The sequence below is a fragment of the Cupriavidus pauculus genome (genome assembly GCF_008693385.1).
Lineage (GTDB): Bacteria > Pseudomonadota > Gammaproteobacteria > Burkholderiales > Burkholderiaceae > Cupriavidus > Cupriavidus pauculus_D.
The window spans coordinates 2,500,362-2,525,954 of sequence record NZ_CP044065.1 but is presented as its reverse complement, the minus strand read 5'-3'; the positions used below and the strand labels follow the sequence as shown (position 1 = coordinate 2,525,954).

Below are 25,593 nucleotides of genomic sequence, written 5' to 3'. Positions count from 1 at the left end.
CCAGAAAGATTTCCCGACCCGGACCCGATCCCCGCCCGCGCCTGACCTGCCATGACCAAGATGTTCCGCAACCCGCAGCTGACCAAGAACGGTGAGCTCAAGCACCTGCTGTCGATCGAAGGACTGTCGCGTGACATGATCACGCACATCCTCGATACCGCCAGCCAGTTCGTCTCGCTCTCGGACTCCGACCGCGACGTCAAAAAGGTGCCGCTGCTGCGCGGCAAGAGCGTGTTCAACCTGTTCTTCGAGAACTCCACGCGCACGCGCACGACGTTCGAGATCGCCGCCAAGCGGCTGTCCGCGGACGTGCTGAACCTGAACATCAACGCGTCCTCGACCAGCAAGGGCGAGTCGCTGCTCGACACCATCAACAACCTGTCGGCGATGTCGGCGGACATGTTCGTGGTGCGCCATGCGAGCTCGGGCGCGCCGTACCTGATTGCCGAGCACGTGGCGCCGCACGTCCACGTGATCAACGCCGGCGACGGGCGCCACGCGCACCCGACGCAGGGCCTGCTGGACATGTACACCATCCGGCATTTCAAGAAAGACTTTACGAACCTGACCGTGGCCATCGTCGGCGACATCCTGCACTCGCGGGTCGCGCGCTCGGACATCCATGCGCTGACCACGCTCGGCGTGCCGGAAGTGCGCGCGATCGGGCCGCGCACGCTGCTGCCGTCGGGTCTCGAGCAGATGGGTGTCCGTGTGTTCCACAACATGGAGGAAGGCCTCAAGGGCGTGGACGTGGTGATCATGCTGCGGCTGCAGAACGAACGCATGAGCGGCGCGCTGCTGCCTTCCGCGCAGGAATACTTCAAGGCCTACGGCCTGACGCCCGAGCGCCTGGCGCTGGCGAAACCCGATGCGATCGTGATGCATCCGGGCCCGATGAACCGCGGCGTGGAGATCGACTCCGCCGTGGCGGACGGCAAGCAGTCCGTGATCCTGAACCAGGTGACGTTCGGCATCGCGGTCCGCATGGCCGTCATGGGCATCGTCGCAGGAAACAACGATTAAGACGCACTATCAAAATGATTCTGACGTCGTTGCGCGGCCTTGCCGTACCACTTGTACTGTCTGCGGCCGCGCGCCTAGTCAGAACCGCTTCGCTTCCTTTTGATAGCGCGTCCCTAAAGCACGATTGAACATGAAAATTCATATCCAGGGTGGCCGCCTGATCGATCCGGCCGCGAACATCGACGCCGCGCAGGATCTCTATATCGCCGCCGGCAAGATCGTCGGGGTGGGCCGCGCGCCCGCCGACTTCAACGCCAACAAGACCATCGATGCCAAAGGGCTGATCGTGTGCCCCGGGCTCGTCGAGCTGTCGGCGCGCCTGCGCGAGCCGGGCTACGAATACAAGGCCACGCTCGAGTCGGAAGTCTCCGCCGCGACGGCCGGTGGCGTGACGAGCCTCGTGTGCCCGCCCGATACCGATCCCGTGCTCGACGAACCGGGCCTCGTGGAGATGCTCAAGTTTCGCGCGCGCACGCTGAACCAGACGCACGTGTATCCGCTGGGCGCGCTGACCGTCGGCCTCAAGGGCGAGTCCCTGACCGAGATGGGCCAGCTGACCGAAGCCGGCTGCGTGGGCTTCAGCCAGGCCGAGGAGCCGATCCGGGACACCAAGGTGCTGCAGCGCGCGATGCAGTACGCGCAGACGTTCGGCTTCACGCTCTGGCTGCGTCCCGAGGATCCGTTCCTCGGCGGCGGCGTGGCCGCCAGCGGTGCCGTGGCCTCGCGGCTCGGCCTGTCGGGCGTATCGGTCATCGCCGAGACCGTTCGGCTGCATACGATCTTCGAACTGATGCGCGCCACGGGCGCGCGCGTGCACCTGTGCCGGCTGTCGTCGGCCGCGGGCATCGAACTCGTGCGCCAGGCGCGCAAGGAAGGGCTGCCCGTGACGTGCGACGTGAACATTCATCACGTGTCGCTGACGGACATGGACATCGGCTTCTTCAACAGCCAGATGCGCTTCACGCCGCCGCTGCGCGGCGCGCGCGACCGCGATGCGATCGTCGCCGGGCTGGCCGACGGCACCATCGACGCGCTGACGTCGGACCACACGCCAGTGGACGACGACGAGAAGCTGCTGCCATTCGCCGAGGCCACCCCGGGTGCGACGGGCCTGGAACTGCTGCTGCCCCTGACGCTGCGCTGGGCGAACGAGCACAAGGTGCCGCTGGTCAAGGCGCTCGCGCGCATCACGAGCGAACCGGCACGCGTGATCGGCCTCGACGCGGGCTCGCTGCTCACGGGCAATGCGGCCGATATCTGCGTGTTCGACCCGAAGCAGGTGTGGAAGGTCGAAGGCAAGTCGCTGAAGAGCCAGGGCAAGAACACGCCGTGGCTCGGCTACGAGATGGAAGGCCGCGTGCGCATGACGCTCGTCGGCGGTCAGGTCGTGTACGAGGCGCGCTGAACGGGACGCGGGTCATGATCGCACTGCGCAAGCTTGTCCTGTTCCTGCATATCCTGCACGGGATGCTGGTCTGTGCCACGGTCTTTCCCTGGATCGGCAAGGAGGCGCGCCGCCGTCGCATCCGCAACTGGTCACAGAGGATGCTGGCGATCTGCGGCGTCGAACTCGAGGTGGAAGACCGTCGCACGCGCCGCACATTGCCGCACGGTGCCATGCTGGTGTCGAACCATATCTCGTGGCTCGACATCTACGTGATCCACTGCTGGGAACCGACGCGCTTCGTCGCGAAGTCCGAGATCCGCGGCTGGCCCGTGATCGGCTGGCTCTGCGACAAGACGGGCACGATCTTCATCGAACGCGCGAGCAAGCGCGACGCGCACCGCGTGCTGCACCAGATCGCGGACGAGATGAAGCAGGGCGACCTGGTCGGCGTGTTCCCCGAAGGCACCACGACCGACGGCTCGAAGGTATTGCCGTTCCACGCGAACCTGCTGCAGGCGCCGATCGCGGGCGATCTCCCCGTGCAGCCCGTCGGCCTCAGCTACATCGACGCGGCCACGGGCGAGCTCGCGCTTGCGCCCGCGTATATCGACGACATCACGCTGCTGCAATGTCTCGATGCCATCCTGCGCGCGCCGAAGATCAAGGCGCGGCTGACGATCGGAGAGGAACTGCGGCCAGAAGGCCTGGGCCGTCGCGAGCTCGCGGAAGCGGCGCGGGCGGTGGTGGTGGAGCTGCGCGGTGGCAGCCCGGCCACCGATATGCAGCAGGACGCCGGTGCCCTGCCGGCGGCGATCGCGGAGCCCGCGGCTTCCCGATAGGGTCCCCCAGGGCCCTGCCAGATCCAGATTTCCGGCGCCTGGCCATCAAACATGACTTGGAGAACAACAATGACGGAACCGGTCGAATCTTATGGCGTGTTACGCCAGCGGCAAACGAGCTCGCGCCACGAACTGGTGGCGGAGGAAGTGCGGGAGCGCGGGTATGCGGTACTCGAGGATGCCTGCTCGCCGGAAACGGTCGCGGCACTGTCGGCGGCATTCGATCGCGCGCGTGCCGGCTACGTGGCGCGGCACGGCGAAGATCGGCTGCGTGCGACGGACGAGTTCAATACGATCCGGGCCCTGCTGACGCAGGGAGAAGACGCGTTTCTCCAGCTTGCGCTCAACCCCGATCTGCATGCCACGCTGAAGCTGCTGATCGAAGGCAAGTACATGCTGAATCAGCAGAACGGCATCATCAATCCGCCCTTCGAGAAATACAATCAGGGCAAATGGCACCGGGACCTGCCGTACCAGCATTTTGTTTCGACGCGCCCGCTGGCGATCAACGCCTTATTCTGCCTCGACGATTTTACGGTCGAGAATGGTGCAACGTACGTACTGCCCGGCTCGCACCGAAGCGAGGCAATGGGATCGGACGCGTTCGTTCAGCGCAACAAGATTCAGATATCTGCCAAGGCAGGATCTTTTATCGTGCTCGATTGCATGCTGTTCCATACCGGCGGAGCGAATCGCACACCCAATCCCCGTCGCGCAGTCAACCATGTATTCACGATTCCTTTCTTCAAACAACAGATCCAGTTGCCTGCGGTAATGAATGAGGGGATATTGTCGGCGGAAGCGCGGGATTTACTCGGATTCAATTATGTCGAGCCCGCCTCGGTGGAAGCCTATCTGGCATCTCGGATGCAGAAGGCCGGCCGCTAAGCCATGCATGGTGCACGGTCAGGCCAGCGTTGATAACCAAGGACAAGCATGCGATGGCGAAAGCTGGGCCGGATTTTTTGCCCAGACGGATCTCAACCGTGGATGCGCAGTCATGCATCCGTGCCGATCGCCCAGCAGTTGCAGGACGATCGCTATCGCATCTACTTCAGTTCGCGCGATGGTCAGAATCGTAGCCACACGGGCTATTTCGATATCGACATGACACAGCCTGACCGCGTTCTGGCCGTGGCGACGGATCCGGTGCTGTCCCCGGGAGAGCTCGGCGCGTTCGACGACAGCGGCGCCATGGCGACATGGCTCGTGGCGGGCCCTGACCGCGACATGCTGTACTACATCGGCTGGAACCTGGGCGTGACCGTGCCATTCCGCAATGCCATCGGACTGGCGACGGCGGCCCCGGCATCCGGCACGTTCCAGCGCTACGCACGTGGCCCGATCGTCGATCGCACGCCGGACGAGCCCCACTTCTGTGCAAGCTGCTGCGTCCTGCGCGATGGCGATGCATGGCGCATGTGGTATCTCTCGTGCACGGAATGGCGCCAGACCGCGGCCGGCCTCGAACATCGCTATCACATCAAGTACGCGACCTCGACCGATGGCATCGCGTGGAAGCGCGACGGCACGATCGCGATCGACTTTGCCGGCGAACGCGAGGTCGCCATTTCCCGCCCTTCCGTGATCCGCGATCCGGACATGTGGCGCATGTGGTATTCGCATCGTACCGATGCCTATCGGATTGGCTATGCCGAGTCGCTCGATGGCGTGACGTGGGAGCGCCGCGACGACGAGAGCGGCATCGATGTCTCGGAGAGCGGCTGGGACGCCGAAATGATCGAGTACCCCTTCGTGTTCGACCACAAGGGGCACCGGTACATGCTCTACAACGGCAACGGTTACGGAGCGAGCGGTATCGGCCTCGCCGTGCTGGACTAGTCGGCGGCGAGCGGGTCGCGCGAGACCGGGCAGCCGACCTGGATCGTCTGTCGCGCGGCGGGGTCCGCGGCCAGCTTCGCCGCCGTCAGTTGCCCGCCCCAGATGCAGCCCGTATCCAGCGCCATCAGGTCCGGCCGCATCACCAGGCCAAGCGTGGACCAGTGGCCGCAGACCATGGTGACGTCGGCCGTGCGGCGGCCGGGCACGTCGAACCACGGCATCAGGCCTTCCGGCGCATTGCCGGGCCCTTCCTTCATCTTGAGATCCATGACGCCGTCGGCGCGGCAGAAGCGCAGCCGCGTCAACGCGTTGACGATGACGCGATGGCGCTCGATGCCGCGCAGGCCGTCATGCCAGCGGTCCGCGGTGTTGCCGAATACGTCGGCGAGAAACCCTTCCCAGTTGGAGCCCTGCAATTCCGCTTCGACTTCCGCGGCCAGATCCATGACCTGCGTGGCGGTCCATTGCGGCAGCACGCCGGCATGGACGATCAGAAAGCCCGCCTCGCGGATCGCCATCGGACGATGACGGAGCCATGTGATGATTTCCGCACGATCGGGCGCGCTGAGGATATCATCGAGGGTATCCGACTTGCCCTTCTTGCGGACGCCGATGGAGACCGCCAGCAGATGGATATCGTGGTTGCCGAGCACCGATTCGGCACGCGATCCCAGTGCGCGGACGATGCGAAGGGTTTCCAGCGATGCCGGGCCGCGGTTGACGAGGTCGCCGACGAAGCGTAACCGGGCGTGAGGCGGCAGCTTCTCGAGCAATGCTGTCAGCGAAGATGCGCAACCCTGAAGGTCGCCCAGTGCGAACGTGCCGGTGGACGTGTCTGTCATGTGGAGTCATTGCATGGAGGCAGCGGCGTGCGCGATATGCCTGAAGCCGCCGCAGGGTCGGATAGAATACGCCAACTCAGCGCCAACACAGCGCGAGGCGAATATCGATCGACAGTGCGTGCTCCGGATCGCCCTCGGTACGATCGATGCATTCACTCGCAAACCATTCAGAGGTTTCCACGTTGTCTCATATTCTCGTTACCGGCGGCGCTGGCTTTATCGGCGCGAACTTCGTTCTCGACTGGCTGCGCGATCCCGAAGCGGATGCCGTGGTCAATGTGGACAAGCTGACCTACGCCGGCAACCTGCAGAGCCTCAGCGCGGTCGAGAAAGACCCCCGCCATATCTTCGTGCAGGCCGATATCGGCGATCGTGCGGCGATGGACAGATTGCTCGCCGAATACCGGCCGCGCGCGATCGTGCATTTTGCGGCGGAGAGCCACGTCGATCGCTCGCTTCACGGACCGGGCGTCTTTATCGAGACCAACGTCGTGGGGACCTTTACGCTGCTCGAGGCAGCCCGTGCCTATTGGACTTCGCTCGAGGCGTCCTCCGGCGAGCGCGACGGGTTCCGGTTCCTGCATGTGTCCACCGACGAGGTATACGGCTCGCTGGCACCGGACGCGGCGCCCTTTACCGAAACCACGCCTTACGCCCCGAACAGCCCGTATTCGGCCTCGAAGGCCGCTTCCGATCATCTGGTCAGGTCGTACCATCACTCGTACGGTTTGCCGGTGCTCACGACCAACTGTTCGAACAACTACGGGCCGTACCAGTTTCCGGAGAAGCTGCTGCCGCTCATGATCGTGAACGCGCTCGCGGGCAAGCCGCTGCCCGTCTACGGCGACGGCCTGAACGTGCGCGACTGGCTCTACGTCACCGATCATTGCAGTGCCATTCGCACGGTACTTGCCGGCGGCACCGTCGGGGAAACGTACAACGTGGGCGGCTGGAACGAGAAGACCAACCTCGATGTCGTGCACACGTTGTGCGACCTCCTGGACGCGCTGCGGCCAAAGGCGCAGGGCAGCTATCGGGACCAGATCACGTTCGTCAAGGATCGGCCCGGCCACGATCGCCGTTATGCCATCGATGCGCGCAAGATTCAGCGCGAGGTCGGCTGGACGCCCGTGGAAACGTTCGAGAGCGGCCTGCGCCGCACCGTGCACTGGTACCTCGACAACACGGAGTGGATCGAGGGGGTCACGTCGGGCGAGTATCGCAACTGGGTGCGCAAGCACTATGCTGGCTAGCGTGTCGGCGCCTGCGCGGATCCTGCTGCTCGGCGGCAGCGGACAGGTGGGGTTCGAATTGCGCCGCAGCCTCGCGCTGCTGGGCCCGGTCGTGGCGCCATCGCGCGACGACTGCGACCTGGCGCGACCGGACGGCCTCGAGCACGCCCTGCGACGCTTCGATGCCGACGTCATCGTGAACGCGGCCGGTTATACCGCGGTCGATGCGGCCGAGCACGATCGCGCCACGGCATGGGCAGTCAATGCGCGCTCGCCGGAGGTTATGGCGCGCTTCGCCGCATCGCGTGCGATCCCGCTCGTGCATGTGTCGTCCGATTACGTGTATGACGGAGAGAAGGGCGCGCCTTACGTCGAGGACGATGCTACGCGTCCCCTGTCCGTCTATGGAGAGAGCAAGGCCGCCGGCGATGCCGCCGTGGCCGGGGCCGGCGGTGCGCATCTGATCCTGCGCGCCGGCTGGATCTACGGCGTGCACGGCAGCAATTTCGTCAGGACGATCCTGCGTGCGGCCCGCGAACAGGCGCGGCTGCAGGTGGTGGCGGATCAGGTCGGGACGCCCACATCCGCCGCATTGCTGGCCGACGTTGCCGCGCATGCGCTGCGCGATGCCATGCGATGTGGGGGTGGTGCGTTTCCGTCCGGCGTTTACCATGTCGCGCCGGAGGGTGCGACCAACTGGCATGCGTTCGCGTGCGAGATACTCGCGCGCGCCGAGCGGCAGGGCGTGCCGCTGCGCGCACGGCCCGATGCCGTGGAACCGGCCGACAGCGCGGCGCGCGCGGCCGCCGCGCGCAGACCGCGCGATTCGCGGCTCGATACGTCGAAGCTCGCGCGCACATTCGGACTGCATATGCCTGCGTGGCAAGACGGACTGAGCCGTCTGTTCGACCAACTACCTCGTTCATGGTAAGGCGATGACAAGAAAAGGCATTATCCTGGCCGGCGGATCCGGCACCCGTCTTTATCCGGCAACGCTGGCGGTGTCCAAGCAGCTGCTGCCGATTTACGACAAGCCACTGATCTACTATCCGCTCAGCACGCTGATGCTGGCCAATATCCGCGACATCCTGATCATCTCGACGCCGCAGGATACGCCGCGCTTCGAGCAGCTGCTGGGATCGGGCGAGCAGTGGGGCGTCAATTTCTCGTACGCGGTGCAACCGTCGCCGGACGGGCTGGCCCAGGCATTCGTGATCGGCGCCGAGTTCCTCGGCGACTCGCCCGCCGCGCTGGTACTCGGCGACAACATCTTCTATGGCCACGATCTCGTGAGCATGCTGCGGCGCGCGTCGGCCGCGACGTCCGGCGCCACGGCGTTCGCCTATCGCGTGCAGGACCCCGAGCGCTATGGCGTGGTCCAGTTCGACAGCCGCGGCAAGGCCATCCATCTCGAGGAAAAGCCTACGGCGCCGCGTTCCAACTATGCGGTCACCGGCCTGTACTTCTATGACAACGACGTGATCGACGTCGCCCGCAACGTTCGCCCGTCGGCGCGCGGGGAACTCGAGATTACCGATATCAACCGCTGGTATCTCGAGCGTGGCCGCCTCGATGTCGAAGTCATGAGCCGCGGCTACGCGTGGCTCGACACCGGTACGCACGAGTCGATGCTGGAAGCGAGCCAGTTCATCCAGACCATCGAGCATCGTCAGGGCCAGAAGGTCTGCTGCCCCGAGGAAATCGCGTGGCGCGCGCACTGGATCAGCGACGAGGAACTGTCCGCGCTGGCCGATCCGCTGCGCAAGAACAGCTATGGCCGGTATCTGCAGACGCTGCTCGCGGAGTCGCGCGCATGAAGGTGTTGCAAACCGCCATCCCCGAGGTACTGATCCTGCAGCCGGCGGTGCATGCCGACGCGCGTGGCTGGTTCTTCGAGGGCTACAACCGCCGCGCGTTCGCGGCGGCGGCGGGCGTCGATCCTGAGTTCGTTCAGGACAATCATTCGCGGTCGTCGCGCGGCACGCTGCGCGGCCTGCATTACCAGCTGGCGCGCCCGCAGGGCAAGCTGGTGCGCGTGACCGAGGGGGAAATCTACGATGTCGCGGTCGATATCCGGCGCGCCTCGCCCACGTTCGGGCAATGGACCGGCCATCGCCTGCGTGCCGACGACCACGAGATGACGTGGATTCCGGCGGGCTTCGCGCACGGCTTCCTCGTGCTGTCCGAATTCGCCGAAGTGTCGTACAAGGTCACCGACTACTACGACGCGGCGTCGGAGCGGTCCATTCTCTGGAACGATCCGGCCATTGGCATCGACTGGCCCGACGTCGATCATCTGCTGCTGTCCGACAAGGATCGCGCCGCATCCCCGTTTGCCACCGCCGAAGTCTATGCGTGAAGCCGCCGTCCGCCAGCCTGCTCTTTCGCCGGGCGTGCGCGTCGCGCTTGTCGCTTCCGCCGCCGCGTCGCTCGCCATCCTCGGGTGGATATTGTGGTTCTGTCGTTTCGGACTCGATTTCGCCGACGAAGGCTACTACCTCGTCTCGATCGCCGCGCCCGATCGGTACACCGTCTCGCCGACCCAGTTCGGCTTTGTCTATCACCCGCTGTACCTGCTCGTGCATGGCGGCATCGCGGCGCTGCGGCAGGGAAACATCCTGCTGACGTTCGGGCTGACCTGGTGGGTGGCGGCAGTGTGCCTGGCCGAGATTTTCGGCGCCGCGGCGATGCCGCGTTGGTCGAGGTGGATCGTCGCGGCCGCGTTCGCGACCGTGTCGCTGATGTTCCTGCGCCTGTGGCTGCCGACGCCCAGCTATAACTGGCTGGCCTTCCAGGGCGTCATGGTGACCGTGGCGGGCATGCTGCTGGCGCAGCGCGAGGCCAGCCCGCGCAGCGTCGCGGGCTGGATCGTGATCGGCCTGGGCGGCACGCTGGTATTTCTTGCCAAGCCGACCACGGCCGCGGTCACGGGCGCGTGTGTCCTGATCTATCTGGCCATTGCCGGCAAGCTTCGCTGGCGCATGCTCGCGATCGCCGTGGCAACGGCCGCGGCCGGCTGCGTGATGGCCGCACTGGCCATCGACGGTTCGCTGACTGGCTTCGTGCACCGGCTCCAGCAAGGGGCCGCCAACGCTTCGCGGCTCAATACCGGCTATTCGATGCTCAAGATGCTGCGCATCGATGCGTTCGAGCTCGACCCGAAGTCGCGGGAGGCCTTGGCGTGGGGCGTCATGTTCATCGGCGGCGCTGCCTATCTGCTGAGTTCCCGCCTCGCGATCGTCCGCGGGCTCGGCCTCTTGCTCGTGCTGGCCGCGCTGGTCGCGGACGCGGTGATCGTCCTCGGGATTCCCGAGAAGCCGACCGAGTTCGGCGAGTTCCAGCATCTGATGCTGCTGGCCGTACCGCTGGCCACGATACTGCTCGCGCTGTTGCTGCCCCATTCGCCGTTGCGCGCGATCTCGCGCCGGCACTGGGCGCTGTTTGTCGTGTTCATCCTGCTGCCGCATGGGTTTGCGTTCGGCACCAGCAACAACTACTGGTGGTTCGCCTGCCTGGTCGGCATCTTCTGGATACTGGGCGCGCTCGTGCTGCTGGCGCCCGCTACGGCACGGCGCGGCGTCGTGGGCCTGCTGCTGCCGCTGGCGATAGGGGCGCAACTGATCGTCGTGACCCAGGTGCACAGTGGCATGCAGGGGCCTTACTATCAGCCGCTTCCGCTGGACAAGGACGACTATCGTGTCGATCTCGGGGCGCGCGGCGGCGTACTGCGGCTCGCGCCGACGCATGGCAAGTACACGACCGACGCGATCGATGCCGCGCGCAAGGCGGGATTTGCCTACGATACGCCGATGATCGACCTGACGGGCCACTCGCCCGGCCTGCTGTTCGTGATCGGCGCGCGGAGCACGGGGCAGGCATGGATTACCGGCAACTACCCCGGATACACGGGCAGCGAGGCGATCGCGCGAGACATTCTCGCGGGCGTGAGCTGCGACGAACTCGCCCGCGCCTGGATTCTCGCGGAGCCCGACGGGCCCGTGAAGCTGTCGGGCGCGCTGCTGAAGCATTTTGGCGCCAGTATCGAAACGGACTACGACGTCGTGGGCCGGTTCGAGACCGCCCCGGTGGTGGGTGGCTTCACCCCTGTCAAGACGCAGCAATACCTGAAGCCGCGCCGGCCGTTCGAGGTGGCGCGCGCCGCGTGCGAGGGAGCGCGACGCGGTGTCGATATCGAGGAGCAACACCCATGAAGAAGATCGCAATCGTCCAGTCCAACTACATTCCGTGGAAGGGCTACTTCGACATGATTGCCGCCGTCGACGAGTTCATTCTCTACGATGACATGCAGTACACGCGCCGCGACTGGCGCAACCGCAATCAGATCAAGACCCCGCAAGGCGTGCAATGGCTGACCGTGCCCGTGCAGGTAAAGGGGAAGTACGATCAGCGTATTCGCGATACCGAGATCGACGGCACCGACTGGGCCAGGGATCACTGGAAGGCGCTGGCACAGAACTACCGGCGCGCCGCCTGCTTCACGGAGATCGCGCAATGGCTCGAGCCGCTCTATCTGGAGCGGGCACCCGGTTCGCTGTCGCAGCTCAACCGGCTGTTTATCGAAGCCATCTGCGGCTACCTGGGCATCGGCACGCGCATCACCAACTCGTGGGACTATGTGCTGGCGGACGGCAAGAGCGAGCGTCTGGCGGACCTTTGCGTGCAGGCGGGCGCATCGACCTATATCTCCGGGCCGGCCGCGCGCGATTACATCGACGATGAAGTCTTTTCGAGCCGGGGCGTGGCGGTGGAGTGGTTCGAGTACGCAGGGTATCCTGCATATCCGCAGCAATGGGGCGAATTCACGCATGGCGTGACGATCCTGGACCTGTTGTTCAATTGCGGACGCGAAGCACCGAAATACATGAAATACGTGCGGAACGCGGACGGCCAGCTGGCCGACCGGACCGTATCCATTGGGGGGAATTGAGATGCAGGGCGACAACACGGAACTGCTGGGCGAGGTAGCCGGCTACTATGCGGCCCGCCTTGCCGAGCATGGCGACACGCCGCGCGGCGTCGACTGGAACGGCGCGGAAAGCCAGCACCTGCGCTTTGCCCAGCTGTCGCGCATCATTGCCGGCGACGCCCCCTTCAGCATCAACGATCTCGGCTGCGGCTACGGCGCGCTCAACGACTATCTGCGCGGCGTCTTTCCCGCATTCGATTTCGCGGGGTATGACATCGCGGCCTCGATGATCGACACCGCGCGGCAACGGGCAGGCGAGCGCGCCGACACGCGGTTCGTGGTGGCCAGCGAACCCGATCGCGTGGCCGACTATGGTATTGCCAGCGGCATCTTCAACGTGCGGCTCGGGCGCGGCGACGAAGAGTGGCTTGCCTACGTCAAGGCGACGCTCGACGTCCTCGATCGCACCAGCCGCCTCGGATTCGCATTCAACTGCCTGACGTCCTACTCCGACGCGGAGAAGATGCGCGACACGCTCTATTATGCGGATCCGTGCCTGCTGTTCGACATGTGCAAGCGCCGCTACGCGCGCAACGTGGCGCTGCTTCACGATTACGAGCTCTATGAGTTCACGATCCTCGTGAGGAAAAGCTGATGAAAAAACCACTCGTCATCTTTGGTGCCGGCGACATCGCGGAACTGGCGCTGTACTACTTCCGGAACGACTCCGATTACGAGGTCGTGGCCTTCACGGTGGACCGTGCGTTCATGGGCGCGCCTGAGTTCCGCGGCCTGCCCGTGGTGCCGTTCGAGGATGTGGCGGCGCAGTACGATCCGTCCACGCATGCGATGTTCATTGCCCTCAGCTATGCAAAGCTGAATGCGCTGCGCAAGGACAAGTACCTGGCCGCGAAGGACATGGGCTATCCGATGGCGAGTTACGTGAGCTCCCGCGCGATGGTCCTCAACGACGGCGCGATCGGCGAGAACTGCTTCGTGCTCGAAGGCAACGTGATCCAGCCGTTCACGGTGATCGGCAACAACGTCACGCTCTGGAGCGGCAATCATATCGGCCATCATTCGTCGATTGGCGATCATTGCTTCCTCGCCTCCCACGTCGTGGTCTCCGGCGGCGTCAAGATCGGCGAGCAGAGCTTTATTGGTGTGAACGCGACCATTCGCGATCACGTGACCCTCGGCGAGCGCTGCGTGATCGGTGCCGGCGTATTGCTGCTGGAGGACGCGGCCGCGGAGGGGGTGTACCTGGGAGCGGGCACCGAGCGCTCGCGCGTGCCGAGCAGCCGCCTGCGAAAAATCTGACCGCATGGCAGGGCATCACATCACAACGCATACCCGAGGGAGTCAACGGTGAGTCAAGACAGGAAGATCGCGTTCAATCGGCCCTATGTCACGGGCAAGGAATTCACCTACATCGAGCAGGTCGAGCGCGATTTCAAGCTGGCCGGCGACGGCACGTTCACGCGCCGCTGCCATGAGTGGATCGAGGCCAGCACGGGCTGCAAGAAGGCGCTGCTGACGCATTCCTGCACGGCTGCGCTCGAGATGACGGCACTGCTCCTCGATATCGAGCCGGGCGACGAGATCATCATGCCGTCGTACACGTTCGTGTCGACGGCGAACGCGTTCGTGCTGCGCGGTGGCGTGCCGGTGTTCGTGGATATTCGCGAAGACACGCTGAACCTGGACGAGCGCCTGATCGAGGCCGCCATCACGCCGCGCACGCGCGCGATCGTGCCGGTGCACTACGCCGGCGTCGGCTGCGAGATGGACACCATTCTCGAAATCGCCGCGAGGCATGGGCTGCGCGTGGTCGAAGATGCCGCGCAGGGCGTCATGGCCAGCTACAAGGGACGTATGCTGGGCGCCATCGGCGACCTGGGCGCGTTCAGCTTCCACGAAACGAAGAACGTGATCTCGGGCGAGGGCGGCGCGCTGCTGGTCAACGACCCGAAGCTCGCGCTGCGCGCCGAGGTCATCCGGGAGAAAGGGACCGACCGCAGCCGGTTTTTCCGGGGCGAGGTGGACAAGTACACGTGGCAGGACGTGGGTTCGTCGTTCCTGCCGGGCGAACTGATCGCGGCTTTTCTCTGGGCGCAGCTCGAGCAGGCCGAGGCCATTACCCGCAAACGGCTCGATATCTGGGACCGGTATCACGCCATGGTGGCGCCGCTCGAGGCGTCCGGATATCTGCGCCGGCCGATCGTGCCCGCCGAATGCGTGCATAACGCGCATATGTACTATGTGCTGCTGGACCCGCGCATCGACCGGCAGCGGGTGTTGTCCGCGCTCAAGGCGGCGAATATCAATTGCGTGTTCCACTACGTGCCGTTGCATTCGTCGCCCGCGGGAGAACGCTTCGGCCGCGTGCATGGCTCCCTCGACATGACGGTGCGTCAGTCGGAGCGGCTGGTCCGCCTGCCGCTCTGGGTCGGTCTGACCGAGGAAGAGCAGCGCCGCGTGGTGAATGTGCTGGAGGCTGCGCTCGCACGATAACGCGGAAAATCCATGTAGCCGGGTGTGCGATAATTTGCGGCCCCGCACAGCCGCAAGTGGTCGCGAATTGCCGACCCGGTGAATAGAACATCCATGTTATTGCGTCATACGACTTTCAATCTGATCGGTCTGGGGGCACCGCTGCTGGTGGCGATCGTCACGATCCCACCGCTGATCGCGGCACTCGGTCCGAGCAGGTTCGGGTTGCTGACGATGGTATGGGCCGTGGTCAGCTACTTCGGCCTGTTCGACCTCGGGCTGGGCCGCGCGCTGACGCAGCAGCTGTCCCTGGCGTTCGCCCGCGGCGACGACGACTCGATCGGCCCGCTGACGGCGACGGCTACCGTGCTGATGGCCGTGCTCGGCGTGGTGGCCGGTATCGCCCTCGCGCTCGGCGCACCCTGGGGCGTCGATCTCATCAAGAGCGTTCCGGATCGCGGCGAGGCCATTCGCGCGGTCTATGCGATGGCCTTCGCGATGCCGTCGATCATCCTCACGTCGGGGTTTCGCGGCGTGCTCGAGGCCAAGTCGGCGTTTGGCATCGTCAATGCGATCCGGCTGCCCTTGGGCCTGTTCACCTTTCTTGGGCCGCTGGCGGTGGTCTGGCACGGCAATCCCGGTCTGGACGTCATCGCGCTCGTGCTCGCGCTGGGGCGCATGGTCGGCTGCGTGGTGCATGCCGTGTTCGCATGGCGCGTCCTCACGCCCACACAGCGCCGCCTCCATGTGGGCCGCGCGGAGATGAAGCAACTGGCATCGTCGGGCGGCTGGCTCACGGTCAGCAACATCATCAGCCCGATCATGGGCTACGTCGACCGCTTCGTCATCGGCGCGGTGGTGTCCGCCAGCGCCGTGGCCTACTACGCGACGCCGAACGAGATGGTGACCAAGATCTGGATCATTCCGGGCGCCGTGACGGCCGTCCTGTTCCCGGCATTCGCCGCGCGGATGGCGGACCCGGACGCGGATAACCTCGGCCTCGTCCGGGCGAGCCTCACTGCGCTGTACATCACCGTGCTTCCCATCACGGCGGTGCTGGTCCTGTTCGGCAACGAACTGCTGACGCTCTGGATCAACGCCGAATTCGCTTCGCACAGCACGCTGCTGCTGCAGATCTTCGCGGTCAGCATCCTGATCAACTGCATGGCGCAGATTCCGTACACGCTGATCCAGAGCGCCGGGCAGCCGCGAACGACCGCCTTGCTCCACTGCGGCATCCTGCCCATCTATCTGCTCAGCCTGTGGCTGCTCGCGCGCACGTTCGGCGTGACGGGCGCGGCATGGGCCTGGCTGCTGCGCATGGTGATCGATGCCTGCACGCTGTTCTTCCTGAGCGCGCCGATCCTGCGCCAGCCGCGCACATACTTCATCAACCGGCACGTGGTCACGCTGTCCCTGCTCGCCGCGCTGACGTTCGCGGGGGCGCTGTTCGACAATCCGTGGCTGCGGGTGCTGTGGGTGTCGATCGGCATCGGTCTTGCCGTGCTTTGCACGAAGCCGGTGGCCATGCTGATGGCCTACCGTGCCAGGTACGCCGCCTCCCGCAATACCGGTAGCTGAATTTTTCCGAGCCCATTCGATACATGACCACGAGCGCGCAACCCCTGGTGACCATCGTCACGCCTACGTTCAATCAGGCACAGTATGTGGCCGAGACGATCGAGAGCGTGCTGACGCAAACGTATCCGAATATCGAATACATCGTTCTCGACGATGGCTCGACGGACGACACGAAGCGTGTGCTGGAGCCGTACAAGGACCGCGCGCACATCGAATCGCAGGCCAACATGGGGCAGGCGCGCACGCTCAACAAAGGTTGGGCGGCCGCGCGCGGCACCTATCTCGCGTACCTCAGTTCCGACGACATTCTTTACCCCGATGCGATCGCCAGGCTGGTGCAGGCGCTCGAGGACGATCCCACGCGGGTCTGCGCCTTTCCCGACTGCGACCTGATCGACCAGACCTCCAGCGTCATCAAGCGCAACGTCTGCCGGCCCTTCGACCTCGCGGATCTGGTGATCCGGCAGGAGTGCTATATCGGCCCGGGCGCGGTCTTTCGTCGCGATGCGTTCGAGCAGGCGGGCGGCTGGAAACCCGAGTTGCGGCTCGCCCCGGACCGGGAGTTCTGGATCCGCCTCGCGCGTTATGGCTCGTTCCACTTCGTGCCGGAGACATTGGCCGGATATCGCATGCATCCGCGATCGATCTCCTATAGTGATGTGTCGGAACAGACGAGCATGGAGTATCTGCATGTGCTCGACAGCTATTTCGCGACGCCCGACGTTCCCGCGGAAATTGCCGCGCGCAAGGACGAAGCCTATGGCCACGCGCTATTCGTTCTCGCGCGCAATGCGTTCCGGTCCGGGCGGCTGTCGCGCGGCAATCATTTTTACAGGCAGGCATGCGAGCGCCATCCGCCGCTGCGCGCGGCAGGTTACAAGCTGCGGCTTGTGCGCAACGTGGTGAGCAAGCCTGCGCGAATCGCGCTCTACAGGATTCGCACGCTGATGAAAGGATAACGGACGATGGAGTTGTCGACGCTGCGCCGTGCCTGGCTTGCGCCCCTCGTTTTCTTCCAGTGCTATCTCGGCCTGACCGTCGCACTCTTCTTCTTCGGCCCGTGGCCGTGGGCGGATGGTCATCCGTTGCTGCTGGTGGGTTACCTGCTGAGCGCGCAGGCGATCATCGCGATCGGCTACGGCATGTCCTGGAGCGGTGTGCGCAACTCGATGCTCACGCCGGTGCAGCGCGAGGCGGAGATCTCCCGCACGATCGGTTTCCTGCGCCGTGCGCTCGTGGTCACGCTGGTCCTGCTGATTCCGACTTCCCTGTCACGCACGGGCACCGTGCTGCCTGACGTGCTCGACGGCCTGCGCGACACGGGCGGCGCCTACAACCGCAATCTTGCGCGGCTGGACGAGGGCAACGCCTATCAGATCGTGGAGTACCTGCGCATCGCCGTGGCGCCATACCTCATGGCCGTGTTTCCGCTGACGGTGGTCTTGTGGGGGCGGCTCTCGAGCCAGTTCCGCTGGGTCGCGTGCGTGGCCATCCTGTTCAACCTGTCGGTCTATATCGCGACGGGCACGAACAAGGGCTTCGCGGACTTCGTCGTGACCCTGCCGTGGCTGGTCCTGCTGGGCGTCGCCGCCAGGACACTGCGGTTCCGCATCCCGCGCAGTGTCCTGATTCCGGTCTTTATCCTGCTGTTTTTCCTGTTCCTCCAGTTCTTCGGCATGGGGCAGGCGCAGCGGGAGGGCGGCGTGGGCGAGCTCGGCGTGATCAATACGGGCGCCGGATTGCTGTACGCGGATTCGCAGCATCCCATCTCGCTCATGCTCGGCGATGCCGGCCGCATCACGTTCGAGTCCATTACGCGATATGTCGGGCAGGGCTACTACGCGCTGTCCATGGCGTTCGACATCGATTATCACAGCACGCTCGGCTTCGGCAATTCGATGTTCATGGCGCGCAATGCCGATGCGATATTCGGCACCACCAGCTTCACGGCGGGCTCGTTGCCCGGCCAGCTGGAGGAGCAGACCGGCTGGGGCATGTTCACGCTCTGGCATTCGATCTACCCATGGCTTGCCTCCGACTTCGGATTCTCGGGCGCACTGCTGGTGTTGGGGGGATTCGCCTACCTGCTCGGTTTGTCGTGGGGCCGGTCGCTCACGACGCTCGGTGCGCCGTGGCTGCTGATGACGTTCATGATGATCGTGCTGTTCTTCTATATCCCCGCCAATAATCAGATTTTTCAGTCGGCGGAGACCTGTGTGGCGTTCTTCATGGTCGCGGCCCAGCTGTTCTGGCAACGCCGGTCCCGGGCATTGCTCGCGGGGGGCGCCATGCCAGCCGCCGGGCCTGGCGCATGAGGTATCATTCGCCTTTCTCCCGATAACAGGTCAATATAGTTGGCAGAGACCGACATTCCGATCCGGGGCCTCCGGATCAGTGCCTTTGGTATCAATTCGGGCGGAGGTCTGGTTCTGCTGAAAGCCCTTCTGGAGGGTGTGAGCGGTGACCTGCGGTCAATTGAAATCGATGCGCGCGTGAGCGCGAGCCAGGTCGGCGTGCCCGAAGGTACGCCGACGCGTTCCGTCCGGCGCAGCTTTGCTGCCCGCATGCTTTCGTCCCTCCGCGCCGCACGCGAAGGCCGCGAGGACGAGGTGCTCCTCTGCTTCAACAGCCTGCCACCGCTGACGCGGTCGCGGGCCCGCGTCGTTACCTACGTCCATGCGCCGCATTTCGTCGGCGCCCACGCCGGCATCCGGTATACCCCCGTCACGCGGCTGCGCATCGTTCTCGAGCGCGCGTGGTTCCGGTTCGCGATCGGCCATAGCGACGAGGTCTGGGTGCAGACGCCGACGATGGCGCACAGCTTCCATCGGCTGTATCCGACGGTGACGGTGCGGGTCGTGCCCCTGCTGGACGGGGCGCTCCATCGGATGGTCTCGTCGATGGACGGCGGCAGCCCGGCCGCGCCGCATGCGTGGCAAGACAAGGTATTTTTCTACCCGGCCGACACCGTGGGTCACAAGAACCATGTGAACCTGCTGCGCGCGTGGGCCCTGCTGCACGACGCCGGGCACGACCCGCAACTGTGGCTGACGCTCGATCACGACGAACTCGACGCGATGCTCGCGGCGGCGGGCGTGCCGCGCGAGCGCGCGGGCGCGGTCCGCGCGCTGGGCCGGCTCAGCCGCGACGACGTGCTCGCGCGCCTGTCGGCGTCCAGTGCGCTGATCTTCCCGTCGATCGCGGAAACGTTCGGGCTGCCCATGCTCGAGGCCAGCGCGCTGAACAAGCCGGTCCTCGCGGCGGAGCGGGACTTCGTTCGCGACGTGTGCCGTCCGGCGCAGACGTTCGACCCGACATCGCCGTATTCGATCGCGCATGCGGTCACGCGATTCGTGGAAGGCGAAGGCCCACTTCCGGGACCTTTCTTCTCGGCCGCGGCGTTCCGCGAGAAGCTCCTGTCATGAAGGTGCTCGTCGTCAGCCAGCATTACTGGCCGGAGTCGTTCCGTATCAACGAGGTGGTGGAATCGCTGCAGGAAGCGGGCTGCGAGGTCACCGTCCTGAGCGGCCAGCCCAACTATCCCCGGGGCGAGGTTTTCCCGGGCTACCGGGCTACCGGGTGGGGCGTGGAGCGTCATCCGGCCGGCTACGACATCTACCGCGTTCCGCTGATGCCGCGTGGACCGGGCGGCGCCCTCCGGCTGGTCGGCAACTATCTTTCGTTCGTGATGAACGGCGCGTTGTTCGGCGCGTGGCAATTGCGACGCAAGCGGTTCGACGTGATCTTCGTCTACGCGGTCTCGCCGATTCTTCAGGCGATTCCCGCGATCGTGCTGCGCAGCACGTGCCGTGCCGCGCTCGTGACATGGGTGCAGGATCTCTGGCCGCAGAGCCTGGAAGTCACGGGCTTCGTACGCAACAAGACCGCGCTGTCGATGGTCGAGCACGTGGTCCGCTGGATCTACCGCAAAAATGATCTGCTGCTCACCCAGTCGGAGGCGTTCGTCCCCACCGTGCGGGCGCTTTCCGGTGGGACCGAGGTGGTCTATCATCCCAACCCGGGCGAGCGGGCCATGGGCAGGGCGCTTGCCGGCCCGGCCGCGCTGGTGCTGGATCCCGGGTTCAATGTGGTGTTTGCGGGCAACCTCGGGACTGTGCAAGCACTTGAAACAGTGCTTGACGCCGCCGAGCAACTGCGGCGAGATAGCGCCATACGGTTCACGCTGGTTGGCGATGGAAGCCGGCTGAAGTGGCTGGAAGACGAGATTGCGCGTCGGAATCTGCACAATGTTTCGTTGCCGGGGCGTTACGCTCCCGACGACATGCCACAGATTCTTGCGCAGGCGGATGCGCTGCTCGTCAGCCTCGTGCGCAGTCCGATCATGGAGCAAACCGTACCCAGCAAGGTCCAGGCGTACCTGGCGGCGGGACGGCCGGTCATCGCATCCATGGACGGCGAGGGTGCGCGCGTTGTGCAGGAGTCTGGTGCTGGCGTGGCGTGTCCCGCGGAGGATGCCGCGGCGCTGGCCGCCGCGATCCACGCGCTCAAGTCCGCTTCACCGGACGCGCGACAGGCCATGGGCGATGCGGGACGCGCCTATTACGCCCGGCATTTCGAACCTGCAGCATTGGCGAACCAGCTCGTTGCCCGGTTTCGGGCCGCGGTCCGCCAGCGCTGGAAGCATATGGATTCGGACTCAAATTCGAATAGAAGGGAATCATGATAACTAGATCGCCCATGAGGGTCATGGTACTGGGTGTGTCCGGAATGCTCGGCAACGCCGTCTTCCGGCATTTTGCCGAACAGCCGCAGCGTTTCCAGGTGATCGGCACCGCGCGGTCCGGGGCGGTGCGCCGGCACTTCGACCCATCGCTGCACGATGCGATTCTGACGGGTGTGGATGTCGAGAATGTGGATAGCCTGCTGTCGGCATTCGCCACCGTGCGTCCCGACGTGGTCATCAACTGCATCGGCCTGATCAAGCAGCTGGCGCAGGCGAACGATCCGCTGTCGGCGCTGCCGATCAATGCGGAGCTGCCGCATCGGCTCGCGCGCATCTGTGCGGTAGCGAACGCACGCCTTGTGCACGTGAGCACGGACTGCGTCTATTCCGGCGCCAAGGGCCTGTATCGTGAGGAAGACGCCTCCGATGCCAAGGACCTCTATGGCCGCAGCAAGTATCTCGGTGAAGTCGATTATCCGCACGCCATCACGCTGCGGACCTCGATCATCGGCCACGAGCTCGACAGTGCCAACGCGCTCGTCGGCTGGTTCCTGTCCCAGCAAGGCAGTGTGAAGGGCTTTACGCGCGCGGTGTTCTCGGGGCTGCCTACCGTGGAACTGGCGCGCGTCATCAGCGAGTTCGTACTGCCGCGTCCGGAACTGCACGGTCTGTATCACGTGTCGGCGGAGCCGATCGCGAAGTACGATCTGCTGAAGCTCGTTGCGGCCGCATATCGGAAAGAGATCGAGATTGTGCCCGACGACGGATTCGTCATCGATCGCTCGCTGGATTCGGCCCGCTTCCGTGCGGCGACGGGCTATGCCCCGCCCGCATGGCCCGCGCTGGTCGACACGATGGCGAAGTTCGGCTGAGGCCGCGTTTTCAACGGTTACCCTGACAAGACATGTTTAAAGATAAGACGCTTCTCATCACCGGCGGTACCGGTTCCTTCGGCAACGCGGTCCTCAATCGTTTTCTGAACTCCGATTTCGCCGAGATCCGCGTGTTCAGCCGCGACGAGAAGAAGCAGGAGGACATGCGCATCGCGCTGAAGAACGACAAGGTCAAGTTCTATATCGGCGATGTCCGCGAATACGATGCCGTGCACGACGCGTTGCGCGGTGTGGACTACGTGTTCCACGCGGCGGCGCTCAAGCAGGTGCCGTCGTGCGAGTTCTACCCGATGGAGGCCGTGCGGACCAACGTGGTGGGCGCGGAGAACGTCATGCGCGCGGCGATTGCCAACGAGGTGAGCCGCTGCGTGGTGCTGAGCACCGACAAGGCGGTCTACCCCATCAACGCGATGGGCATCTCCAAGGCCATGATGGAAAAGGTCATGGTCGCCAAGTCGCGGCTGTGCGATCCGGGCAAGACGGTGCTGAGCGCCACGCGCTACGGCAACGTGATGGCCTCGCGCGGCTCCGTGATTCCGCTGTTCCTCAGCCAGCTGCAGAAAGGCCTGCCGCTGACGCTGACGGACCCGAACATGACGCGTTTCCTGATGTCGCTCGAGGAGTCGGTGGACCTGGTGCTGTATGCGTTCGAACACGCGCGGCCGGGCGATATCTTCGTGCAGAAGGCGCCCGCCTCGACCGTGGGCGATCTCGCGCTCGCGCTCAAGGAACTGCTGAAGGGCGACAGCGAACTGAAGGTCATCGGTACCCGCCATGGCGAGAAGCTGTACGAGTCGCTGGTGTCGCGCGAGGAAATGGCGCGCGCCGACGACCTCGGCGGCTACTATCGCATCCCGGCCGACTCGCGCGACCTGAACTACAACAAGTACTTCGTCGAGGGCGAGACCGAGATCTCGGAGATCGACGACTATACGTCGCACAACACGCATCGCCTGACCGTGCCGCAGGTCAAGGACGTCCTGCTGCAGCTCGATATCGTGCGGGAGGCCATCCATGCTTAAGGTCCTGACCGTCGTCGGTACGCGCCCCGAGATCATTCGTCTGTCGCGCGTGATCGACAAGCTCGATCGCTATTGCGAACACACGCTCGTGCATACGGGCCAGAACTACGATTACGAGCTGAACGAGGTCTTCTTCAGCGACCTCGGCATTCGCAAGCCTGACCACTTCCTGGAGGCCGCTGGCGCGACCGCGGCCGAGACGATCGGGCAGGTCATCATTGCCGCCGACAAGATCCTCGAGACGCTGAAGCCGGACGCGCTGCTGCTGCTCGGCGATACCAACAGCGCGCTTGCCGCCATCGCGGCCAAGCGCCGCAAGGTGCCGATCTTCCATATGGAAGCCGGCAACCGCTGTTTCGATTTCCGCGTGCCCGAGGAAATCAACCGCCGTATCGTCGACCATATCGCCGATATCAACCTGACCTACAGCGAGATCGCGCGCGAGTATCTGCTGCGCGAAGGCCTGCCACCCGATCAGGTGATCAAGACGGGCAGCCCGATGCGCGAGGTCATCGAGCACTATCAGGACGGCATCAATGCGTCCGACGTGCTGACGCGCCTGGACCTGCGCGCCGGCCATTACTTCGTCGTGAGTTCGCACCGCGAGGAGAATGTCGATTCGCCCGAGCAGCTGCGCAAGCTGATCGAGATGCTCAGCGCCATCGCGCGCCGCTACGACGAGCCGGTGATCGTCTCCACGCACCCGCGTACGCGCAAGCGCATGGACGCACTGGGCCTCGAGGCCGATCCGCGCGTCGTGTTCCACAAGCCGTTCGGTTTCCTCGACTACATCAAGCTGCAGACGAACGCGCGCGCCGTGCTGTCGGATAGCGGCACGATCACCGAGGAATCGTCGATCCTGAACTTCCCCGCGCTGAACCTGCGCGAAGTGCACGAGCGCCCGGAAGGCTTCGAGGAAGCGGCGGTGATGTTCGTCGGCATGAACGTGGACCGGGCCATGCAGGCGCTCGACATTCTCGCGGCGCAGCCGCGTGGCGAAGCGCGCGCGCTGCGTCTGGTGAGCGACTACGAGCCCGATAACGTGTCCGACAAGGTGCTGCGGATCATCGTCAGCTACACGGACTTCGTCAAGCGCCGGGTCTGGCGGCTTCCGGCCTGACGCGATTCCTCCCCAACGCGTTGAAGTACCGCAGGGACCTCCGCTCGGACGTCCTGCGGACTCGCGCCCGGCGGCTGTTCGGTCTGTGGGGAGCGCGGAGTGGCTGAACGGGAAACATCGGCGGATGCAATGGGCAGAATTCTAGTAACGGGCGCGAACGGGTTTGTCGGCAAGGCGCTGGTGGCGCAGTTGTCCGCGTCCGGCCAGCCGTACGCGGGGACGGTGCGCGAGCGCGCGTCCGCGACGGACGGTCATCAGATCGCGATCGGCGACATCGACGGACAGACGGACTGGCGCCCGGCGCTGGAAGGCGTTTCCGCGATCATCCATCTGGCCAACCGCGCGCACGTGATGCACGAAACGGCGGCCGATCCGCTCGCGCTGTTTCGCGCGATCAATACGGACGGCACGCTGAACCTCGCCCGGCAGGCAGCCGCGGCGGGTGTGCGCCGTTTCGTGTTCGTGAGTTCGGTCAAGGTCAATGGCGAGTCCACCGACGGACGGCCGTTCACGCCCGAGGATCCGCCGGCGCCCACCGATCCCTACGGTATCTCCAAATGGGAAGCCGAGCAGGCACTGGCCCGCCTGAGCCAGGAGACGGGGCTGGAGGTAGTGATCGTCCGGCCGCCGTTGATCTATGGGCCGGGAGTAAAGGCTAACTTCCTTCGGCTCGTCCAGGCCATTGGACGGGGCATGCCGTTGCCGTTCGGTCTGGTACGCAACAAACGCAGCCTGGTCGCTGTGGATAACCTGTGCTCCGCGCTGATCGCCTGCGCCACGCACGAGGCCGCCGCCGGCCACACCTTCCTCGTGTCGGACGGCCAGGATCTGTCCACGCCCGAGCTCGTTCGCGCGATCGCGCGTGGCACGGGGCGTCCGGCGCGGCTGCTGCCGGTGCCGCCCGCGCTGATGCTGCTGGCCGCCGGGATGCTCGGGAAGGGGGAGGCGGCACGCCGGGTGCTGGGGTCGCTCCAGGTCGATGCGTCCGCGTTGCAGCGCGTGCTCGGGTGGTATCCGCCATACAGTGCCAGTGACAAGCTTGCCGAATCCGCGCGCCATGTCGTGGAGAGCAGGAAATAATGAAACGTCTCTTCGATTTTTGCCTTGCAGTCTTTGCTTCGCTCGTGCTGGCGATTCCGTTCGTGATCGTCGCGGTGCTGGTGAAACTGACGTCGCGCGGTCCCGCGCTGTATTGGTCCGACCGCGTCGGCCGGGATAATCGCATTTTCCGGATGCCGAAGTTCCGATCGATGCGTATCGATACGCCCGTGGTCGCCACGCATTTGCTGAACGATCCGAATTCGTTCCTGACGCCGATCGGCGGTTTCCTTCGCAAGTCGAGCCTCGACGAGATTCCGCAGCTGTGGAGCATCCTCGTCGGGGATATGAGCTTTGTCGGGCCGCGTCCCGCGCTGTATAACCAGGACGACCTGATTGCGCTGCGCACCGAGCGCGGCGTGGAGAAGATTCGTCCGGGGCTGACCGGCTGGGCCCAGATCAATGGCCGGGACGATCTGCCGATCGCGACCAAGGTCAATTACGACGCCGAATATCTGGCGCGTCAGTCGTTGGTTTTCGATCTTAGGATTATAATTTTGACCGCGTTAAAGGTTTTGAAGCGGGACGGCGTGTCTCATTGACGAGATAACCCGCTGCTCCACTTCTTATCGGGAAGCAAGAAATTACATCGATGCTACGCCACCTCGTT

The 25,593-nt window shown here is 64.7% G+C and carries 25 protein-coding genes; 24 read left to right on the top strand and 1 reads right to left on the bottom strand.

Annotated features, from left to right (window positions below):
* Positions 1-51: 51 nt before the first annotated feature.
* The 5 genes from FOB72_RS11605 (at position 52) to FOB72_RS11585 (ending at position 5,091) form a co-directional block, all read left to right on the top strand.
* Positions 52-1,023 (top strand): aspartate carbamoyltransferase catalytic subunit, encoded by a 972-nt coding sequence (locus FOB72_RS11605; RefSeq protein WP_150372652.1) that lies wholly within the window; start codon positions 52-54, stop codon positions 1,021-1,023.
* Between the two features lie 130 nt (positions 1,024-1,153).
* The gene (locus tag FOB72_RS11600) at positions 1,154-2,428 is read left to right on the top strand and encodes a dihydroorotase (protein WP_150372651.1); all 1,275 of its coding nucleotides are present in this window, start codon (positions 1,154-1,156) and stop codon (positions 2,426-2,428) included.
* Positions 2,429-2,442: 14 nt separating this feature from the next.
* A complete protein-coding gene (locus FOB72_RS11595) occupies positions 2,443-3,249 on the top strand; it encodes a lysophospholipid acyltransferase family protein (RefSeq protein WP_150372650.1) in 807 nt (268 codons plus the stop codon).
* 69 nt (positions 3,250-3,318) lie between these two features.
* Positions 3,319-4,137: a phytanoyl-CoA dioxygenase family protein gene (locus FOB72_RS11590; RefSeq protein ID WP_150372649.1), complete on the top strand. Its 819-nt coding sequence runs from the start codon at positions 3,319-3,321 to the stop codon at positions 4,135-4,137.
* 102 nt (positions 4,138-4,239) lie between these two features.
* A complete protein-coding gene (locus FOB72_RS11585) occupies positions 4,240-5,091 on the top strand; it encodes a hypothetical protein (protein ID WP_223851312.1) in 852 nt (283 codons plus the stop codon).
* Here FOB72_RS11585 and FOB72_RS11580 read toward each other — a convergent pair.
* Positions 5,088-5,933, bottom strand: a complete 846-nt coding sequence (locus FOB72_RS11580) for a symmetrical bis(5'-nucleosyl)-tetraphosphatase (RefSeq protein WP_150372647.1) — start codon at positions 5,931-5,933, stop codon at positions 5,088-5,090. The genes FOB72_RS11585 and FOB72_RS11580 overlap by 4 nt on opposite strands.
* 182 nt (positions 5,934-6,115) lie before the next feature.
* On the opposite strand from FOB72_RS11580, the gene rfbB reads away from it, so the two are divergent.
* The 19 genes from rfbB (at position 6,116) to FOB72_RS11485 (ending at position 25,525) form a co-directional block, all read left to right on the top strand.
* A complete protein-coding gene (gene rfbB, locus FOB72_RS11575) occupies positions 6,116-7,186 on the top strand; it encodes a dTDP-glucose 4,6-dehydratase (RefSeq protein WP_150372646.1) in 1,071 nt (356 codons plus the stop codon).
* A complete protein-coding gene (gene rfbD, locus FOB72_RS11570) occupies positions 7,176-8,096 on the top strand; it encodes a dTDP-4-dehydrorhamnose reductase (RefSeq protein WP_150372645.1) in 921 nt (306 codons plus the stop codon). Before rfbB ends, rfbD begins: the two co-directional genes overlap by 11 nt.
* A 4-nt stretch (positions 8,097-8,100) precedes the next feature.
* Positions 8,101-8,982, top strand: coding sequence for a glucose-1-phosphate thymidylyltransferase RfbA (gene rfbA, locus FOB72_RS11565; protein WP_150372644.1), 882 nt, complete (start codon positions 8,101-8,103; stop codon positions 8,980-8,982).
* A complete protein-coding gene (gene rfbC, locus FOB72_RS11560; RefSeq protein ID WP_150372643.1) occupies positions 8,979-9,524 on the top strand; it encodes a dTDP-4-dehydrorhamnose 3,5-epimerase in 546 nt (181 codons plus the stop codon). The genes rfbA and rfbC overlap by 4 nt, the downstream gene beginning before the upstream one ends.
* On the top strand, positions 9,517-11,376 hold the full coding sequence (locus tag FOB72_RS11555) for a hypothetical protein (RefSeq protein WP_150372642.1): 1,860 nt from the start codon (positions 9,517-9,519) through the stop codon (positions 11,374-11,376). Before rfbC ends, FOB72_RS11555 begins: the two co-directional genes overlap by 8 nt.
* Complete coding sequence (locus FOB72_RS11550) at positions 11,373-12,113, top strand: WbqC family protein (protein ID WP_150372641.1); 741 nt, start codon at positions 11,373-11,375, stop codon at positions 12,111-12,113. The genes FOB72_RS11555 and FOB72_RS11550 overlap by 4 nt, the downstream gene beginning before the upstream one ends.
* A gap of 1 nt (position 12,114) precedes the next feature.
* Entirely contained in the window at positions 12,115-12,747 is a 633-nt protein-coding gene (locus FOB72_RS11545) for a class I SAM-dependent methyltransferase (protein WP_150372640.1), read from the top strand.
* Positions 12,747-13,412 (top strand): acetyltransferase, encoded by a 666-nt coding sequence (locus FOB72_RS11540; RefSeq protein WP_150372639.1) that lies wholly within the window; start codon positions 12,747-12,749, stop codon positions 13,410-13,412. Before FOB72_RS11545 ends, FOB72_RS11540 begins: the two co-directional genes overlap by 1 nt.
* Positions 13,413-13,460: 48 nt before the next feature.
* Positions 13,461-14,606 carry a dTDP-4-amino-4,6-dideoxygalactose transaminase gene (gene rffA, locus FOB72_RS11535; protein WP_150372638.1) on the top strand — a complete coding sequence of 382 codons (1,146 nt, stop codon included), beginning with the start codon at positions 13,461-13,463 and terminating at the stop codon, positions 14,604-14,606.
* Positions 14,607-14,699: 93 nt separating this feature from the next.
* On the top strand, positions 14,700-16,166 hold the full coding sequence (locus FOB72_RS11530; protein WP_150372637.1) for a flippase: 1,467 nt from the start codon (positions 14,700-14,702) through the stop codon (positions 16,164-16,166).
* A 23-nt stretch (positions 16,167-16,189) separates the two neighbouring features.
* Positions 16,190-17,125 (top strand): glycosyltransferase, encoded by a 936-nt coding sequence (locus FOB72_RS11525; protein ID WP_150372636.1) that lies wholly within the window; start codon positions 16,190-16,192, stop codon positions 17,123-17,125.
* A gap of 6 nt (positions 17,126-17,131) precedes the next feature.
* Entirely contained in the window at positions 17,132-18,481 is a 1,350-nt protein-coding gene (locus FOB72_RS11520; protein WP_150372635.1) for a hypothetical protein, read from the top strand.
* 177 nt (positions 18,482-18,658) lie between these two features.
* Complete coding sequence (locus tag FOB72_RS11515) at positions 18,659-19,591, top strand: glycosyltransferase (protein ID WP_150372634.1); 933 nt, start codon at positions 18,659-18,661, stop codon at positions 19,589-19,591.
* Complete coding sequence (locus tag FOB72_RS11510) at positions 19,588-20,850, top strand: glycosyltransferase family 4 protein (RefSeq protein ID WP_150372633.1); 1,263 nt, start codon at positions 19,588-19,590, stop codon at positions 20,848-20,850. The genes FOB72_RS11515 and FOB72_RS11510 overlap by 4 nt, the downstream gene beginning before the upstream one ends.
* A 14-nt stretch (positions 20,851-20,864) precedes the next feature.
* Positions 20,865-21,722 carry a dTDP-4-dehydrorhamnose reductase family protein gene (locus FOB72_RS11505; RefSeq protein WP_150372632.1) on the top strand — a complete coding sequence of 286 codons (858 nt, stop codon included), beginning with the start codon at positions 20,865-20,867 and terminating at the stop codon, positions 21,720-21,722.
* 32 nt (positions 21,723-21,754) lie between these two features.
* Positions 21,755-22,765 carry a polysaccharide biosynthesis protein gene (locus tag FOB72_RS11500; protein WP_150372631.1) on the top strand — a complete coding sequence of 337 codons (1,011 nt, stop codon included), beginning with the start codon at positions 21,755-21,757 and terminating at the stop codon, positions 22,763-22,765.
* A complete protein-coding gene (gene wecB, locus FOB72_RS11495; RefSeq protein WP_150372630.1) occupies positions 22,758-23,885 on the top strand; it encodes a non-hydrolyzing UDP-N-acetylglucosamine 2-epimerase in 1,128 nt (375 codons plus the stop codon). Before FOB72_RS11500 ends, wecB begins: the two co-directional genes overlap by 8 nt.
* Before the next feature lie 129 nt (positions 23,886-24,014).
* Positions 24,015-24,965: a UDP-glucose 4-epimerase family protein gene (locus tag FOB72_RS11490; RefSeq protein ID WP_150372629.1), complete on the top strand. Its 951-nt coding sequence runs from the start codon at positions 24,015-24,017 to the stop codon at positions 24,963-24,965.
* Positions 24,965-25,525, top strand: a complete 561-nt coding sequence (locus FOB72_RS11485; protein WP_150372628.1) for a sugar transferase — start codon at positions 24,965-24,967, stop codon at positions 25,523-25,525. Before FOB72_RS11490 ends, FOB72_RS11485 begins: the two co-directional genes overlap by 1 nt.
* Positions 25,526-25,593 lie beyond the last annotated feature (68 nt).